Source organism: Streptomyces sp. NPDC046303 (genome assembly GCF_055588085.1).
Map to the genome: position 1 here is coordinate 1 of NZ_JBVJFA010000001.1, position 15,139 is coordinate 15,139.

14 protein-coding genes and 1 pseudogene are annotated in these 15,139 nt (G+C 73.2%); 10 read left to right on the top strand and 5 right to left on the bottom strand.

Going from position 1 to position 15,139, the window contains the following annotated elements:
* Window positions 1-101: 101 nt before the first annotated feature.
* Window positions 102-572: a MarR family winged helix-turn-helix transcriptional regulator gene (locus ACZ6I1_RS00005; protein WP_469281370.1), complete on the bottom strand. Its 471-nt coding sequence runs from the start codon at window positions 570-572 to the stop codon at window positions 102-104.
* A gap of 207 nt (window positions 573-779) precedes the next feature.
* Between ACZ6I1_RS00005 and ACZ6I1_RS00010 the strand changes: the two genes are divergently transcribed.
* From ACZ6I1_RS00010 to ACZ6I1_RS00020, 3 genes are all read left to right on the top strand, one after another.
* Window positions 780-2,006: an MFS transporter gene (locus ACZ6I1_RS00010; RefSeq protein WP_469281372.1), complete on the top strand. Its 1,227-nt coding sequence runs from the start codon at window positions 780-782 to the stop codon at window positions 2,004-2,006.
* 86 nt (window positions 2,007-2,092) lie between these two features.
* On the top strand, window positions 2,093-2,521 hold the full coding sequence (locus tag ACZ6I1_RS00015; protein ID WP_469281374.1) for a GlcG/HbpS family heme-binding protein: 429 nt from the start codon (window positions 2,093-2,095) through the stop codon (window positions 2,519-2,521).
* Window positions 2,522-2,595: 74 nt separating this feature from the next.
* The gene (locus tag ACZ6I1_RS00020) at window positions 2,596-4,254 is read left to right on the top strand and encodes a beta-N-acetylhexosaminidase (protein ID WP_469281376.1); all 1,659 of its coding nucleotides are present in this window, start codon (window positions 2,596-2,598) and stop codon (window positions 4,252-4,254) included.
* Between the two features lie 38 nt (window positions 4,255-4,292).
* Here the strand turns inward: ACZ6I1_RS00020 and ACZ6I1_RS00025 are convergent, their stop codons facing one another.
* Together ACZ6I1_RS00025 and ACZ6I1_RS00030 are read right to left on the bottom strand one after the other, a co-directional pair.
* Complete coding sequence (locus ACZ6I1_RS00025; RefSeq protein ID WP_469281990.1) at window positions 4,293-4,967, bottom strand: esterase/lipase family protein; 675 nt, start codon at window positions 4,965-4,967, stop codon at window positions 4,293-4,295.
* A 321-nt stretch (window positions 4,968-5,288) separates the two neighbouring features.
* Window positions 5,289-5,813, bottom strand: a complete 525-nt coding sequence (locus ACZ6I1_RS00030; RefSeq protein ID WP_469281378.1) for a MarR family winged helix-turn-helix transcriptional regulator — start codon at window positions 5,811-5,813, stop codon at window positions 5,289-5,291.
* Window positions 5,814-5,946: 133 nt separating this feature from the next.
* Here ACZ6I1_RS00030 and ACZ6I1_RS00035 point away from each other — a divergent pair, with 133 nt between their 5' ends.
* Window positions 5,947-7,011 (top strand): alkene reductase, encoded by a 1,065-nt coding sequence (locus ACZ6I1_RS00035; RefSeq protein WP_469281380.1) that lies wholly within the window; start codon window positions 5,947-5,949, stop codon window positions 7,009-7,011.
* A gap of 19 nt (window positions 7,012-7,030) precedes the next feature.
* On the opposite strand, the gene ACZ6I1_RS00040 is transcribed toward ACZ6I1_RS00035, so the two are convergent.
* Window positions 7,031-7,864, bottom strand: a complete 834-nt coding sequence (locus ACZ6I1_RS00040; RefSeq protein ID WP_469281382.1) for an endonuclease I family protein — start codon at window positions 7,862-7,864, stop codon at window positions 7,031-7,033.
* 214 nt (window positions 7,865-8,078) lie between these two features.
* Between ACZ6I1_RS00040 and ACZ6I1_RS00045 the strand changes: the two genes are divergently transcribed.
* The gene (locus tag ACZ6I1_RS00045) at window positions 8,079-8,645 is read left to right on the top strand and encodes a DJ-1/PfpI family protein (RefSeq protein ID WP_469281384.1); all 567 of its coding nucleotides are present in this window, start codon (window positions 8,079-8,081) and stop codon (window positions 8,643-8,645) included.
* 112 nt (window positions 8,646-8,757) lie between these two features.
* On the opposite strand, the gene ACZ6I1_RS00050 is transcribed toward ACZ6I1_RS00045, so the two are convergent.
* Window positions 8,758-9,570: a glutamate ABC transporter substrate-binding protein gene (locus tag ACZ6I1_RS00050; RefSeq protein ID WP_469281386.1), complete on the bottom strand. Its 813-nt coding sequence runs from the start codon at window positions 9,568-9,570 to the stop codon at window positions 8,758-8,760.
* A gap of 216 nt (window positions 9,571-9,786) precedes the next feature.
* Between ACZ6I1_RS00050 and ACZ6I1_RS00055 the strand changes: the two genes are divergently transcribed.
* The 5 genes and pseudogenes from ACZ6I1_RS00055 to ACZ6I1_RS00075 all read left to right on the top strand — a co-directional run bounded on the left by ACZ6I1_RS00055 (window position 9,787) and on the right by ACZ6I1_RS00075 (window position 15,137).
* Window positions 9,787-10,893, top strand: a complete 1,107-nt coding sequence (locus tag ACZ6I1_RS00055; RefSeq protein WP_469281388.1) for a hypothetical protein — start codon at window positions 9,787-9,789, stop codon at window positions 10,891-10,893.
* A gap of 80 nt (window positions 10,894-10,973) precedes the next feature.
* Window positions 10,974-11,046 (top strand): annotated as a pseudogene (locus ACZ6I1_RS00060).
* Window positions 11,047-11,137: 91 nt separating this feature from the next.
* Complete coding sequence (locus ACZ6I1_RS00065; RefSeq protein ID WP_469281390.1) at window positions 11,138-12,274, top strand: leucine-rich repeat domain-containing protein; 1,137 nt, start codon at window positions 11,138-11,140, stop codon at window positions 12,272-12,274.
* Complete coding sequence (locus tag ACZ6I1_RS00070; protein WP_469281392.1) at window positions 12,271-13,941, top strand: ankyrin repeat domain-containing protein; 1,671 nt, start codon at window positions 12,271-12,273, stop codon at window positions 13,939-13,941. The genes ACZ6I1_RS00065 and ACZ6I1_RS00070 overlap by 4 nt, the downstream gene beginning before the upstream one ends.
* Complete coding sequence (locus ACZ6I1_RS00075) at window positions 13,938-15,137, top strand: AAA family ATPase (protein ID WP_469281394.1); 1,200 nt, start codon at window positions 13,938-13,940, stop codon at window positions 15,135-15,137. The genes ACZ6I1_RS00070 and ACZ6I1_RS00075 overlap by 4 nt, the downstream gene beginning before the upstream one ends.
* Window positions 15,138-15,139: the final 2 nt, after the last annotated feature.

A 15,139-nucleotide genomic window follows, 5' to 3' on the forward strand; every position in this document is an offset into this window, starting at 1 on the left:
ACGGGAAACCCAAACAAAAGCCCCCCCCCCCCCCCCCCCCCCCCCGCCCCCCCCCCCCCCCCCCCCCCCCGCTTCGGCGTTCCCGGGCACCGGCATGCGGATCAATACACCTGGACGGCCGTCGGGCCGCCGTTCTCCACGACCGCGACCAGCGGGGCCAGCTGCGGATTGCGCGCGGCCTCGTCCAGCGCCTCGCGCAGCGCGGCGTCGTTCGTCGGCCGGGCGGCGGCCAGCAGCGCCAGGCCCGCCTCGCTCACGTCGGTGTAGATGCCGCGCCGGTCGGTGTCGCAGAGGTAGCGGCTCAGCAGCCCGCGGTCCTCCAGCCGGCTGACCAGGCGGGTGGTCGCGCTCTGGCTGAGCAGCACCGAGTCGGCGACCTGGTGCATGCGCAGGTGTCCGCCCGGGCCGTTGTGCTGGCGGCTCAGGACGTCGAGCAGGGAGAACTCCCGCACGCTGAGTCCGTGCCCGGCCTGCAGGGCGCGTTCGATGTGGGACTCGATCCGCCCGTGCAGGAGGGAGAGGGCGCACCAACCCTGGGAGAGGGCGGTGAGCGCGCTGTCCGTGGCCGTCATGGCTCCTCCTTCGAAGCGGTGTCCGCGCTGACCACATCAGGATAGGCCACGCGCGCAATAGCCCGCGCTTGCAAATATCCCGCGTCTGCAATTAATGTGGACGCACGTAAGCGGCGACTGCAATGTGACAGGCCCACGGCTTCGGCGGCGGCCTGCCAGCCCCGCACCCCACCCCCACCCCCTCCCCGCTGAAGGACACCTCCCCTCATGCCACTCGCCCTCCTCGCCCTCGCCATCGGGGCCTTCGGGATCGGCACCACCGAGTTCGTGATCATGGGCCTGCTGCCCGAGGTCGCGGGCGACTACGGCGTCTCGATCCCCACCGCGGGCTACCTGGTCACCGGCTACGCCCTCGGCGTGGTTCTCGGCGCCCCGCTGATGACCGTCCTCGGCACCCGCATCCCCCGCAAGCGGATGCTGATGCTGCTGATGGGCCTGTTCATCGCGGGCAACGTGCTCTCCGCGCTCGCCCCCGCCTTCGGGATCATGCTCACCGGCCGCGTCGTCGCCTCGCTCGCCCACGGCGCCTTCTTCGGCATCGGAGCGGTCGTCGCCGCCGAGCTCGTCGCCCCCGAGAAGAAGGCCGGAGCCATCGCCATGATGTTCACCGGCCTGACGGTGGCCAACGTGGTGGGCGTCCCGCTCGGCACCCTCGTCGGCCAGACCCTCGGCTGGCGCGTCACCTTCCTGGCCGTCGCCGGGCTCGGCGTCCTCGGCCTGTTCGGCATCGCCCGCCTGGTCCCCGAACTGCCCCGGCCCGAAGGGGCCGTACGGATCCGCAGCGAGCTGGCCGCCTTCCGCAACGTGCAGGTGCTGCTCGCGATGGCGATGACCGTGCTCGGCTTCGGCGGCGTCTTCGCCGCGATCACCTACATCACCCCGATGATGACGCACGTGGCCGGCTTCGCCGACTCCTCGGTGACCTGGCTCCTCGTCCTCTTCGGCCTCGGCATGGTCGTCGGCAACCTCATCGGCGGCCGGTACGCCGACCGTGCGCTGATGCCGATGCTGTACGTCTCGCTGGGCGCCCTCGCCCTCACCCTGGCCGTGTTCACGCTCACCGCCCACACCAAGGCGGGCGCCGCCGTCACCATCGTGCTCATCGGCGCCCTCGGCTTCGCGACCGTGCCCCCGCTCCAGAAGCGGGTCCTCGACCAGGCCGCGGGCGCACCGACGCTGGCCTCCGCCGTCAACATCGGCGCCTTCAACCTGGGCAACGCACTCGCCGCCTGGCTCGGCGGCCTGGTGATCGCCGCGGGCCTGGGCTGGACCGCCCCGAACTGGGTCGGCGCGGCGCTCGCCGCTGCCGCCCTGCTGCTCGCGCTGCTCTCCGGCGCCCTGGAGCGCCGTACCGCGGCAGGTGCGGCCCGCGGCGGCCGGGTGGTCGCGGCCGCCGCCCCCGAGCCGGCCGCAGCCGTACCAGCCCACCACTGATCCGCCCGGCCATCACCCACCCACCCACCCACCCCGCCCCCCCCACGCGCGCCGCCCGGCCGCAGCACGAGGAGAAACCCACCCGCATGTCCAGTACCACCCGCACTCCCGTCGCCCCCCTGACCACCGAGGACGCCGAGCTGCTCGTCGCCGCCGCCCACGCGGCGGCCGAGGCGGCCGGGGTCACCATCAGCGTCACCGTCATGGACGCGGGGGGCCACCTGCTCGCCTTCCGCCGCGACGACCGGGCCGTGCTGATCTCCGGCGAGACCAGCACCCGCAAGGCCTTCACGGCGCTCCAGCTGAACGCGCCCACCGCCGACCTCGTCGCCGCCGTCCAGCCCGGCGGCCCCTTCCACACCCTGCCCACCGCCCTGGACCGCCCGCTGCTGTTCATCGCCGGCGGGCTGCCCGTCCACCGCGACGGCCGTCTCATCGGCGCCATCGGCGTCGGCGGCGGCGCGCCCGACCAGGATCACGGCTTCGCGGCCGCCGCGCTCGGCGCTCTGGTCTGAGACCGCCCCGGTCGCGCGCCCGTGTCCCCCGTGCCAGGTTGGTACGGGGGACACGGGCGCATGCACACGGGCGCATGAGGCGAAATCCGAGGTGTCACGTGAGAGGCCACGTCATAGCGACGGCCACGGTCGCCGCACTGGTCACCCTTGCCGTTCCGGGCTGCACGGCCGGCTCCGACCAGGCCCGCGCACCCGCAGCACCGGCCGCCCCCACCCCCGGCGCGAGCACCCCGGCCGGTTCGGCGCCCACCTCCCCGGTGCCCACCGCGGCCGCCCCCTCCCCGACGCCCTCCTACGCCCTGTCCGCAGCCCCGCGCACCATCCCGGCCGTACGGGAGCACACACCCGCCCGCGGCCCCGGATGGAAGCCCGCCACCGCGGCCCGCGTGGTCGTCGCCCCGGGTGACAAGGCCGCCCTGGGCGACGAGGGCAGGCTGCTGGCCGGTGAACTGCGCATGGGATACGCCGAATCGCCCGAGCCGGGCCCCGGTGACGTACACCTGTCCCTCGGTGCCAAGGGTTCGGGCGCGCCGGAGTCGTACACCCTCGACGTCAAGGACGGCCGGGTCCGCATCACCGGCCCCGACGAGGCCGGGGTCTTCTACGGCACCCGCACCCTCAAACAGGCCGTACGCAGTGCCGGTTCGGCCCCCGAAGGCACCGTGCGCGACGGCCCCGCCGAACCGCAGCGCGGCCTCAACCTCGACATCGCGCGCAAGCACTTCACCCCCGACTGGATCGAGGACCGGCTGCGCGAGATGGCCGATCTGAAACTCAATCAGCTCGGCCTGCACTTCTCCGACGACCAGGCCTTCCGCATCGAGTCCGACAGCCACCCCGAGATCGTCTCCACCCCGCACCTCACCAAGGCGCAGGTGCGCGGCATCACCGCCCTCGCCGCCCGCCTGCACATCACCGTGGTCCCGGAGATCGACTCTCCCGGACACCTCGGCGCGGTGCTGCGCGCCCACCCCGGCCTGCAACTGCGCGACGTACAGGGCAGGGCGGTGCAGGGCGCGGTGGACATATCCGACCCGGCGGCCGCGAAGCTCATCGACGAACTGCTCCGCGAATACCTGCCGTTGTTCCCCGGCGGGGCCTGGCACCTGGGTGCCGACGAGTACCAGGCACTGGTGGTCCGCGACCCCGAGGCCTCCTTCCCGCAGCTCGCGGCCGCGGCACGGCAGCGCTACGGGCCCGCGGCCCGGGTGCAGGACCTGGCCACGGGCTGGCTCGACGACCGCGCGGACACCGTGCGTCCGTCGGGCAAGGCGCTGAAGGCGTGGAACGACGGGTTCTTCACCGGCGGGATCGCGAAGGCGGCCGACGACCTCCAGGTCGAGTACTGGACCGGCAAGGAGATCGGCGCCCGGCCGCCGCTGGAGTACCTGCGCGAGGGCCGCAAGGTCGTGAACCTCAACGACGAGTACCTGTACTACGTGCTGGGCGAGCCGAACCAGTTCACCTACCCCACCGGCCGGCGCATATACGAGCAGTGGAACCCCCTCGTCCTGCGCGGCACCACCCCCGTCCCCGCCCGGTACGCGGACCAGATCCTCGGCGCACGGCTCGCCGTCTGGTGCGATCTGTCCGGCGCCCAGACCCAGACCCAGGTGGCGGCGGGCATCCGGCTGCCGCTGGCCGCACTCGCGCAGAAGGTCTGGGACGCCCGCACCCCCACCCTGCCGTGGACCGACTTCCGCACCCTCGCCGACCGCCTGGACCCGCCCTGACCCACGGACTCGTCGCCGGAAGTGCGAGCAGAGCGCACCTACTGGACGTGGGCCTTGACCTCGTCGTAGACGGCTCGATCGGTGCGCAGTGCGGTGTGCCCGAGGCAGGCGGTGGTGGTGTTGAGCGCCCCGGTCAGAGCGACGCTGCTGGTGGGGTTGATGACGTTGTCGCAAGGTGAGCGCCAGGTGGCGTACCGGGTGGTGCCGGGGGTTTCGTCACCGGAGTTGAGGTCTCTCAGGAAGGCGGAGCCCGGGCGCATTTCGGCGCAGGGGGCGCCACCGCACCAACGTGCCGTCTCGGTGCCGTGGTTGGGTCCGGCCAACGAGACCCACGCATCAACCTTGGCCGCGCCGCCGAAGTTCTTGAGGTAGTAGCGGGAGGACAGGGATCCCATCGAGTGGGTGATGACGTCGACCTTGCCGGCTCCCGTGCGAGTCAGCACGCGTTCGATCTCGTCGGCGAGCTGCTCGGCGGTCGTGGCGTTCGACTGGGTGGAGTTGTAGCTCCACTGGTCGAGGTGGCCGGCCGGCCAGCCGTCGGACTGGAAGCGGGTGGCCATGGTCTGCCAGGGGGAGGGGTCGGGGTTCCAGCCGTGCACGAAGATGACGGGGTCGGGGGCAGGCGCCATGTGCTGGTCGACGGCCGCCGAGGCGGGGGCGGCGGTGGGAAGCAACGGAACGAAGGCAAGGAGGAGCGCCGGGACGCTCCGCATCAGGTTTTTGATCACGCACAGTGTGTAGCGGGCCCCTGGCGGGGGCGACAGGCCTGCCGCTTCACGCTCACCCAGCCGGCGGCAGGGATTCACCGCAGAAACGTGACAGCTCTCCGGCGGACTGGGCACGCGCGGCCTCTCGCACGGTCCGTCCCGGGCCCGAGTCCGTAGGCGTCCGGGATCAGGGCGAGGGCGGGTCCTGCTTCGTCTCGGTATCGGCCCCACGATGCGCGGTGCCGGTCCGCGGGCAGGGTGTAGTGCGGATGCGGGTCGTGATTCCCGCATGACCAGCAGTACGCCCGCGTACTGTACGGAAGCGGCTCAGCAGGCGGGGCCGCAGTCCCCGTCGTCGCTGCGGGAGAGCTCGGTGCACAGGGTGTTCTCCACCTTGCCCAGCAGGCGGGTCAGCTCGGCGCACTCGGCGGCGTCCAGGCCGCCCAGGGTTCGGCGTTCCAGCTCGCCCCAGGCCCGGCGGACTTCGACGAGCAGAGCGCAGCTGGTGTCCGTGGCCTCGACCAGGGAGGCGCGGCGGTCGGCCGGGTCGGGGCGGCGCCTGACGTGTCCGGCCTGTTCGAGGCGCTGGAGCATCTTCGTCACCGTGGAGGGGTCGAGGCCCACCGCTTTGATCAGCTCGGACTGGCGCACGGCCCCGCTGTCCCACAGGTGCATCATCAGGAACTCCTGTCCCGGATGCAGTCCCAGGTCCCGTAGCGCGCGGCCCGCGGCGATCCGGTGGAGCCGGGCCACGCGGCTGATGGCGTGGCTGACCGGCCCGTCCAGCACGGCCCCGGGCGCCGCCGGACAGGCGGCTTCGGTGTGCGGTTCCCCGGCTGGTTGCGCGGTCATGGCGGCGGCCCTCTTCTCGTCTCGGCCTGGGAATCCTACCCGCCGCATCCATTTTAGCTTGGTCGGCCAAGTAATGGGGTACGCTGCATCCGAAGCCAATCCTTGGTCGACCAATTAATCCTGTGGGGCAGACATGACCAGCGCCTTCGAACCCGTCCGCATCGCCGGTGAACTCCTCGCCAACCGGATCGCCCTCGCGCCCATGACCCGGAGCCGGGCCGGAGAGGGCGGGATCGCGACCGGCCTCGTCGCCGAGTACTACACCCAGCGCGCCTCCGCCGGCCTGATCATCACGGAGGGGATCCAGCCCTCCGCCGTCGGGCAGGGCTACCCCTTCACGCCCGGCCTGCACACCGCCGAGCAGGTCGCCGCCTGGCGCGGGGTCACCGACTCGGTGCACGCCGCCGGCGGCCGGATCTTCGCCCAGATCATGCACTCCGGCCGGATCGGCCACCCGACGCTGCTGCCCGACGGGCTGGTCCCCGTGGCACCCTCCGCGGTCGCCGCCGCGGGGCAGGTCTTCACCGGGGACGGCCTCAAGGACTTCGTGACCCCCCGCGAGCTGACCGGCGCCGAGGTGCGGGCGACCATCGCCGACTACGCCGAGGCCGCCCGCAATGCCGTGGAGGCCGGTTTCGACGGCGTCGAACTCCACGGGGCCAACGGCTACCTCATCCACCAGTTCCTGGCCCCGGGCACCAACCGGCGCACCGACGAGTGGGGCGGCACCGCCGAGAACCGCATCCGCTTCGCCGTGGAGGTGGTCAAGGCGGTCGCCGCCGCGATCGGCGCCGAGCGCACCGCCCTGCGCATCTCGCCCGGAAACCCGTACAACGACATCTCCGAGCCCGACCCGCGGCCCGCCTACGAGGCGCTGGTCAAGGAGATCGACGGGCTCGGGCTGGCCTACCTGCACGTCCTGGAGCACGGCCCCGAGGTCCGGGAGACCACCCTGGCCCTGCGCAAGCAGTTCTCCGGCCCGCTCGTGCTGAACCCGGCGACCGAGGGACCCACCGACCACCGGGCCCTCACGCTGATCGAGGACGGCACCGCCGACGTGCTCGCCTTCGGGGCCCTCTTCCTGGCCAACCCCGACCTCCCGGAGCGGCTCCGTACCGAAGGCCCGTACAACACCCCGGACCCCTCCACCTTCTTCGGCGGAGATGCCCGCGGGTATACGGACTACCCGGTCCTGTAGGGCCGCACCGGGTCCGCGGTCACCAGATGGCGGCGACCCACTCCGGGTGGTCGATGAACGGGTTCCGGTTGTGCTGGTAGACATCGAATATGACCTGGTTGCGGCGCTGCTCGAAGGCGTCCGGCGGGTCCATCTGGTGCCACTGCTTCAGCACGCTGATCCGGCCGTGGGCGGGAGCGGAGCCGTTGCCGACCCGGTCGTTCATCTCCAGGTCCGCGAAGCCGTCGCCGCCTTCGTAGCGCACCGCCATGTAGAGCAGCATCCGCGCCACGTCGCCCTTGACCGCGTCGCGCGGCTCGAAGGAGTCGGCGTCGGTCAAGCTGCCGGGGGCTTCGCCGACCGGGCCGCCGCCGTTGTCGAAGTCCTTGTTGCCGCGGGTGCTGTTGACCGTGACGTCCTCGGGGCGCAGGTGGTGCAGGTCGGTGCCGGGGCCGGTCGCGGTGCCGAAGTCGCCGTGGCTCTTGGCCCAGACGTGCTCGCGGTTCCAGTCGTTGGGGTCGCCGCCGTTGGTGGACTTCGACTGCGAGCGGCCGGAGTAGACGAGGATGACGTTGTTGGGGTTCGCCGGGTCCTGGTCGGTCACCTTGAGGGCGTTCCACACGGCGTCGTAGCTGATCTTGGACTGGTTCTTGATGATGCCGTGCAGGGCCGACTTCAGGGCCGCTCCGGTCTTGCCCTCGGCATTGGCGTAATAGCCGTCGGCGTCGTAGCCGTTGGCGTAGCCGTCGGCCGCGACGGCGGCGGTCCGGCTCTCCGCCGTCCGCTGCTGGCCGGCGGAGGCGGCGGCCGGTACGGCGAACAGGGCGGCCGCCGCGAGGCCGGCCGCCCAGGGAGTCAGGCGCGAAAGTCTCATCACGTGGGGGACCTCTCCACACGCACCGTCCCCGCCCGGGGAATTGGCGGGGTGTCAGGTGGCAGAGCGAGGCTCACATTGTCATGTGCCGAACAGGTAAAGACCATGTGTCGGGAGTGCGGACCTTGGTGTGTGCCGCCCGTGCGCCGCGGGCAGGGTAGCGGTGGCCCCCCGGGGCCCGTCCGACCGTGAAGAGCCCTTCCAGGAGCAGCCCATGGCAGTGAAGATCCTGATCGTGACCGGTGACGCGGCGGAGTCGCTGGAGGTCCTGTATCCGTACCAGCGGCTGCGCGAGGAGGGATACGAGGTCCACATCGCGGCGCCCGCGGTGAAGAAACTGCGCTTCGTGGTCCACGACTTCGAGGACGGCTTCGACACCTACACCGAGAAGCCCGGCTACACCTGGCCGGCCGATCTGGCCTTCGCCGACGTGGTCACCGAGGACTACGCCGCCCTGGTCGTCCCCGGCGGCCGGGCGCCGGAGTACCTGCGCAACGACCCCGAGGTGCGGCGGATCCTGGCCGCCTTCGCCGAGTCGGACAAGCCGATCGCCCAGATCTGCCACGGCCCGCTGATCACGGCCGCGGCCGGGGGCCTGGCGGGCCGCCGGGTGACCGCCTACCCGGCCCTGGAGCTGGACATGAAGGCGGCGGGTGCCGCGTTCGAGGACTCCGAGACGGTCGTCGACGGCACCCTGGTGTCGGCCCGGGCCTGGCCCGACCACTCGCGCTGGATGCGGGAGTTCCTGACGGTCCTGCGCGGAAAGGCCCCGGTGGCCTGAGGATCCCGGCCGAAGAGCGCCGGGCTCCGGCCGTGGGCTCCGGTGGCCCGGCCGGTTCCGGGACCGGCGGGGGGCGGCGGCCGGTACCCCCGGCCGCCGCCCCCTTCGATCGTCAGCCCACCGTGGTGATCGGCGGAGCCGGCTCGTACTTGTAGTCCGGGCCGAAGTTCTTCTTCACGGCCGCTTCCCAGGAGCCGTCCTCGATCATCTTCTTCAGCGCCGCGTTGATCTTGGACTGGAGTTCCTTGTCGCCCTTCTTGACGCCGATGCCGTAGTTCTCGGTGCTCAGGTTCTGGCCCGTCAGCCTGAACTTGCCCTCGTTGCCCTTCCTGGCCGCGTACCCGGCCAGGATGGAGTTGTCCGTGGTCATGGCGTCGACGATGTTGTCCTGGAGGGCGACGAGGCACTCGGAGTACCCGGGAAGCTCCAGCACGCTCGCCTTGGGGGCGAGCCCCTTCCTGATGTTCTCCGCCGAGGTGGAGCCGGAGACCGAGCAGAGCCGCTTGTTGTTGAGGTCCTCCGGCTTGGCGATGGAGGTGTCCGAGGCGCGGACCAGAATGTCCTGGTGGGCCACGAAATACGGCCCGGCGAAGTCGACCTTCTCCTTGCGCTTGTCGTTGATCGAGTAGCTCGCGGCGACGAACTCGACCTCGTTGTACTGGAGCAGCAGCTCGCGGTCGTTGCTGTAGACCTGCTTGAACTCGATCCGGTCCGCCGAGTACCCGAGCTCCTTGGCCACGTACGTGGCCACGTCCACGTCGAAACCGGTGAAGGTCCCGCCGGGCTCGCGCTGCCCGATGCCCGGCTGGTCGAACTTGATGCCGACGGAGAGGGTCCCCTTGGCCTGGTCGTCACCGCCGCACCCGGAGGTGGTCAGGGCGAGGGCGATCACTGCGGCGACCGCACCGGCCTGGGGAACCTTCATTGCTGCACTCTTTCCTCGAAAACACGGGACGGCCGCCAGGGTCGCTGGGGCGCGTGGAACCGCGGGTACGTGGGGGGACGTCAAGACACGTGTACGAGGAAGCTAGGAAGGCGACGGGCGCAGCGTCACTAGATCTGAGCAAAACTTGAGCATAACGATCCGGTGCGGCCGCAGATCCTGTGGCGAGTCCGGGCCGGAGCGGGAGAAAGGGCGGGAATGGGGACAGGTTCGGTACGGGTCGACGGCAATGCGCTGCTCCTGGGGGAAGGGGTGCAGATCCGCTTCATCCGGACGCTGCGGCTGCCCGAATCGGGTACGCACGCACTGCCGCCGGGGCTGGGGGAGTTCCCGCTGCGGCGGGTCGAGGACTACCCGGACACGGCGCCGCCGGAATGGCTGGCGAAGGGCGGCGTGATGCTGCCGGTGTACCTGCGCGAGGCGATGTGGCTGAGCTTCGGCCGGAGCGCCGAACCCGCCGCGCTCCAGGTCGGGGTCGGCAAGGTGTGCGCGGTGTCGGGCGAGCGCTGGACGGGCCGGCTCGGCCGCGACCCGCAGAACTACGTGGTGCTGCCCCGCCAGCCGTGGCTGGACGGGATCAACTCGGGCGACGGGACGGTGCGCCAGTTCGTCGCCGTACCGCTGGGGCTCGGTGCCACCGTCGAGGGTCAGGTCACCGGCGAGGAGACCACCGGCGGGGTGCAGCTCCAGGCGTTCCCGCTGGGCGATCAGGCACTCGCCGAATGGCGGCGCGCGCAGCGCGAGGCCCGCAGGGCGGTGCCCCGGCCCGGGGCGGGCCCGGCGGCGCCCGGCGGCTTCGCGGGCTACGGCGGGCCCCCGCCCATGCCGATGGCGGCCCCGCCGCCGGGCGGCCTGCCCGCACCGGGCTCGGCCCCCGCACCGGGCTCGGCCCCCGTCCCCGGCGCGCCGCCCGCGGCCCCGGCGATGGGGCTCGGCGTCGGCGGCTCCATGCGCCAGGAGGTCTACCGGGACGACCGGCCGCTCTCCGCCTGGGCCGAGGAGCCGGCCGCACGGGTCTTCGTCCACCTGGTGACCCCGCCCGCGTGGCGCCGCATCACCGGGGAGGACGCGCCGCCCTCGCCGGTGGACCGGGCCGCCTACACCCAGGCCGGCCTGCCCTGGTTCGACTACTACGACGAGTCCGGCACCGACCTCGCGCCCGCCGAGCCCCTGACCGGGGTCAAGCCGGTGGGGGAGTGGCTCGGGGACGACCACGCCCCGTGGGTGGAACCGGGTTCCGCACAGGTCAAGCCGCTCGGGAACGCCCCGAGGCCGGGCAAACCCGTACAGGACGGCAACTGGTAGGCATACCAGGGCAGTCGGGAATCGGTAGCCCAAACTGGTGATCGATTTCCGGCCGCCGGGCCGGTATGATCGTCCGCAGCAAGGCCGTAGCGCAGAGGTCGTCGCGCCCACGCATCGAGCTGGAGGACGTCGGTTCGAATCCGACCGGTCTTGCGTCTACTTCTGCTTCTGCTTCTGCTTCTGCAGTTCTCGTCTTCAATCATGATCGACGCCGGGCACCGGCGCAGGAACCGGTGGAGTGGTGATGACACAGCCGACACCCGTACGGTGCCCCGCGATCGAGCACCCCGACCTGCCGCCGGCCGACCCGGCCGGCCTCGACCCGCTGCTCGCCCGGCTCGCCGCGGACCGGCCCGTCGAGACCGACGAGACCTTCCCGCTCGGCACCCTGCGCACCGACGGCCGCGTCGACCTCTGCAAGCAAGGACTCGGCCCGCAGGGCGCGGCCCGGCTGCTGCCGGCCGCGGCCTCCTCCCCGCACGCCACCCACCTGCTGCTCGGCACCAACGCCATCGGCGACGCGGGCGCCCGCACCCTGGCCGGCGCCCTCACCGGCGGCCACGGCCTGCACACCCTCTACCTGGGCTGCAACCGCATCGGCCCCGACGGGGTGGGCGCCCTGGCCGGCGCCCTCGCCGACGACACCACCGTCCGCGCCCTCTGGCTCAAGCGCAACCCGCTCCTCGAGGACGGCGCCCGCACCCTGGCCGCACTGCTCCGCCGCAACACCGCCCTGCGCACCCTCGACCTGGTCAACACCGGGATGGGCGCCGACGCGGTACGCCTCCTGCTCGACGCCCTGCTGGACCGCGGGCAGCCCCTGGAACGGCTCTTCCTCGGAGGCAACGGCCTCGGCCCCGACGCCGCCCCTCTCCTCGCCGCCCTGATCCGGGAGGCCGGGGTGCGCGAGCTCTACGTACCGGCCAACCACCTCGGCGACGAGGGCGCCGCGGCCCTCGCCGCAGCCGCGGCCGACGCCGCGCACCCGGTCCGCCTGGGGCTCGGCGGCAACGGCATCGGCGCCGCCGGAGCACGCTCCCTGGCCGCGTCCCTCAGCGGCATCGAGGCCCTGGACCTCGGCCGGACCCTGTCCGAGCGGAGCCTCGGAGCCCCCGGCAACGACCCCGGCGACGAAGGCGCGTACGCCCTCGCCGCCGCCCTCCCCGGCAGCCCCCTGCGCCGCCTGGAACTGCGCCACACCGGCCTCACTGGGCGCGGTGCGAAGAGCCTGCTCGCCGCGGTGCCCGCCGACAGCCCGCTGGAGTACGTCGGACTGGGCCCCGGCCTGCCCCGCCGCGTGAAGCGCTCCTTCACCGAACGCCTCCGCCCCGCCCGGGCCGCCCACCCCGACGTGCGCGCCATCGGCAGCGTGTACCGGTGAGCCGGCAGCCCGGCGGTTTCCGGCCCGAGGACGGCCCGGCCTGGCAGCGGATCCGCCGCTACGCCGTCCCCGCCTGGATGATCGAGCAGGCCACCGCGCACCGGCTGGCCGGTGACTGGCGGGCGGCCTGCGCCACCGCCGCCGTCGACGTCGGCTTCGACCTGTCCGGGATCGCGTCGCGCCACGGCGCCGCCGTCGCCGGGGCCGTGGCGGACGACCTGCGCCACTTCGCCCCGGACCTGCTGCGCTGGCACCTGCCGCGGACGCTGGGCGGCCGCACCACCATCGAGCCCGACCTGCGGATCCTGCTCGCCTCGTACGGCGGCGCCGACGGCCCGACCCTGTCCGTCACCACGCCCGCGATGACCGAGGGCCCGCAGCGGCTGACACTGCACTGCGCGCCCCTCCGCCCCGCGAAGGGGAACCGGTACGCGGGAGGCGGCTCCCGCGCCGAAAGCTGGGCCGCCGCCCGCCCGTTCTGGGACGCCCGGTGCGCGCCCGAGCTCGGTGCGCGCTTCGGCGAACCGACCGGCCCCGCCGAACGGATCGCCCGGCTGCAGGCCGCCGGGGACATGGACGCGGCCTACGAGGCGGCGGGCATCGACCGCGACCTGACCGTGCCCGCCGTGCGCCGGTACCAGCGGTCGGTCGACCCCCAAGCCCTGTTCTCGCACCCGCCGTTGGCGCTCGCCCGGCTGGTCCCGGAGACGAGGCGGCTCATGGCGGCCGGCGCGGGCGACCGGTTCCGGGTGGCGTTCGGCTGGCCCGCCTTCCTCCTGCTGGAACCCGAAGGCACCGACCGGCTGCGGGCCCGCTTCGCCGAGCAGGCCGAAGCCCTCACCGTCCCCGCGCTGCCGCGCTACACCTGGCAGCCGCTGCCCGACCTCGAACTGGTGCGCACCGGCCGGATCACCCCGCCCGAGCTGCACCCGCTGGTGGCCGCCGCGCTGTTCCCCGGCGCCGGACCGGCCGCGGGCCCGCCCGGCCCCGACACCGGCGGGCCGGTACGGGTGCGCTGCCGCGGCGGCTGGCACGAGGTGCGCTCGAAAGGCGGCGTACTCGACGTACCGCACACCCCCGAGGAACAGCAACGGGAGCGCGCCATGCGGGCGTTCGGCGGCGCGGTCTCCGGATGCTTCGCCGTGCAGCAGATCTGGACCACGGGCGAGGGACGGCTGCCGCGCGCCCTGCGGGCCCAGCGGCACGAGCTCTTCCTGCGCGCCCAGCACGGCGACACCCCGGGAGTCCTGGCGCTGCTGGACGCGGGAGTGGACCCCCGGATCCGGGACGCACGCGGACGCGGGCTGCTGCACACGCTCCACCTGCTCGACCACGAGGCGCTGCTGCCCCGCCTGCTGGCCGCCGGGCTCGACCTGGAGGCGCGGGACAAGGCGGAGCGCACCCCGCTGCTGTCCGCGGTGCACTGGGGCGGTTCGGCGGATCTGGTCAGGGCCCTGCTGGCGGCCGGCTCCCGGATCGACGTCACCGACGAGATGGAACTGTCGCTGTCCCAGGAGATCCGCCGGTACAAGCGCGCCGACCTCGCCTTCCTGCGGGACCGCGTCGACGAGGAGTTCCCCGGCATCGGCGCCGACTGGTTCGACGAGCACATGGAGTACCGCGACGAAGACGAGGACGAGGACGAGGACGAGGACGACGCCGCATGAGTGCAACCCAGCCGCAGCCCGCCCGGGCCCTGGCCGCAGCCGACGCCCTGGCCGCCCGGCTGAGCGCCACCCGCACCGAACCCGCAACCAACCCCCAACTGGAGGCGCTGGCCCTGGCCGTGACGGCCAATCAGCCTGTCCTGCTGTGGGGTGAACCGGGCATCGGCAAGTCCGCCGGCATGGAACAGCTGGCCACCGCGCTCGGCGTACCGCTGGAGACCGTCATCGCCAGCGTCCACGAGCCCTCCGACTTCTCCGGGCTGCCCATCGTCGGCGAGGACCCCGCCACCACCGGCGTCCCCATGGCCCCGCCGGACTGGGCGGTACGCCTCGCCCGGACCGGCCACGGCCTGCTGTTCTTCGACGAGCTGTCCTCCGCCCCGCCAGCCGTGCAGGCGGCCCTGCTGCGCGTGGTCCTGGAGCGCCGGGTCGGCAGCCTCGAACTCCCGGCGGGAGTACGGATCGTCGCCGCGGCCAATCCGCCCGCCAGCGCCGCCGACGGCTGGCACCTCAGCCCGCCGCTCGCCAACCGCTTCGTCCACCTCGACTGGACGCACAACCCGCGCACGGTGGCCCGCGGCATGGCCGGAACCTGGCCCGAGGTGGCCATCCCGGCCGTCGATCCCGCCAAGGCATCCGGCTCGGCCGCCCGGGCCCGCGGCGCCGTCTCCGGCTTCCTCACCGCCCGGCCGGGCCTCGTCCACCACATGCCGGCCGAGGCCGCCGGACGAGGCCGCGGCTGGCCCTCCCCGCGCACCTGGGAGATGGCCCTGCGGCTGCTCGCCACCGGATACGCGGCCTCGACGGGCCGCGAGGCGCTGGCCGCCGCGCTCACCGGCGCCGTGGGCGAAGCCGCCGGGATCGAGCTCCTCTCGTACCTCGAGCACCTCGACCTGCCCGACCCGGACCGGGTGCTGGCCGACCCGGACGCCTTCGCCCTGCCCGAGCGCGGCGACCGGCAGCTGGCCTTCCTCATCGCCGTGGTCGCGGCCGTGCAGAGCGAGCTCACCCGCCCCCGCTGGGAGGCGGGCTGGGCGGTCCTGGCCAAGGCCGTGGACGCGGGCGTGCCCGATGTCGCGGCCCGCGCCGCCGCCGACCTCGCCGCGATGCGCGACCTCGACTGGCCGGTGCCCGCCGGTATCGACGCCTTCGTGGAACTCCTCCAGCTGTCCGGCTCACTGCCGGGCGGCAACTGAGC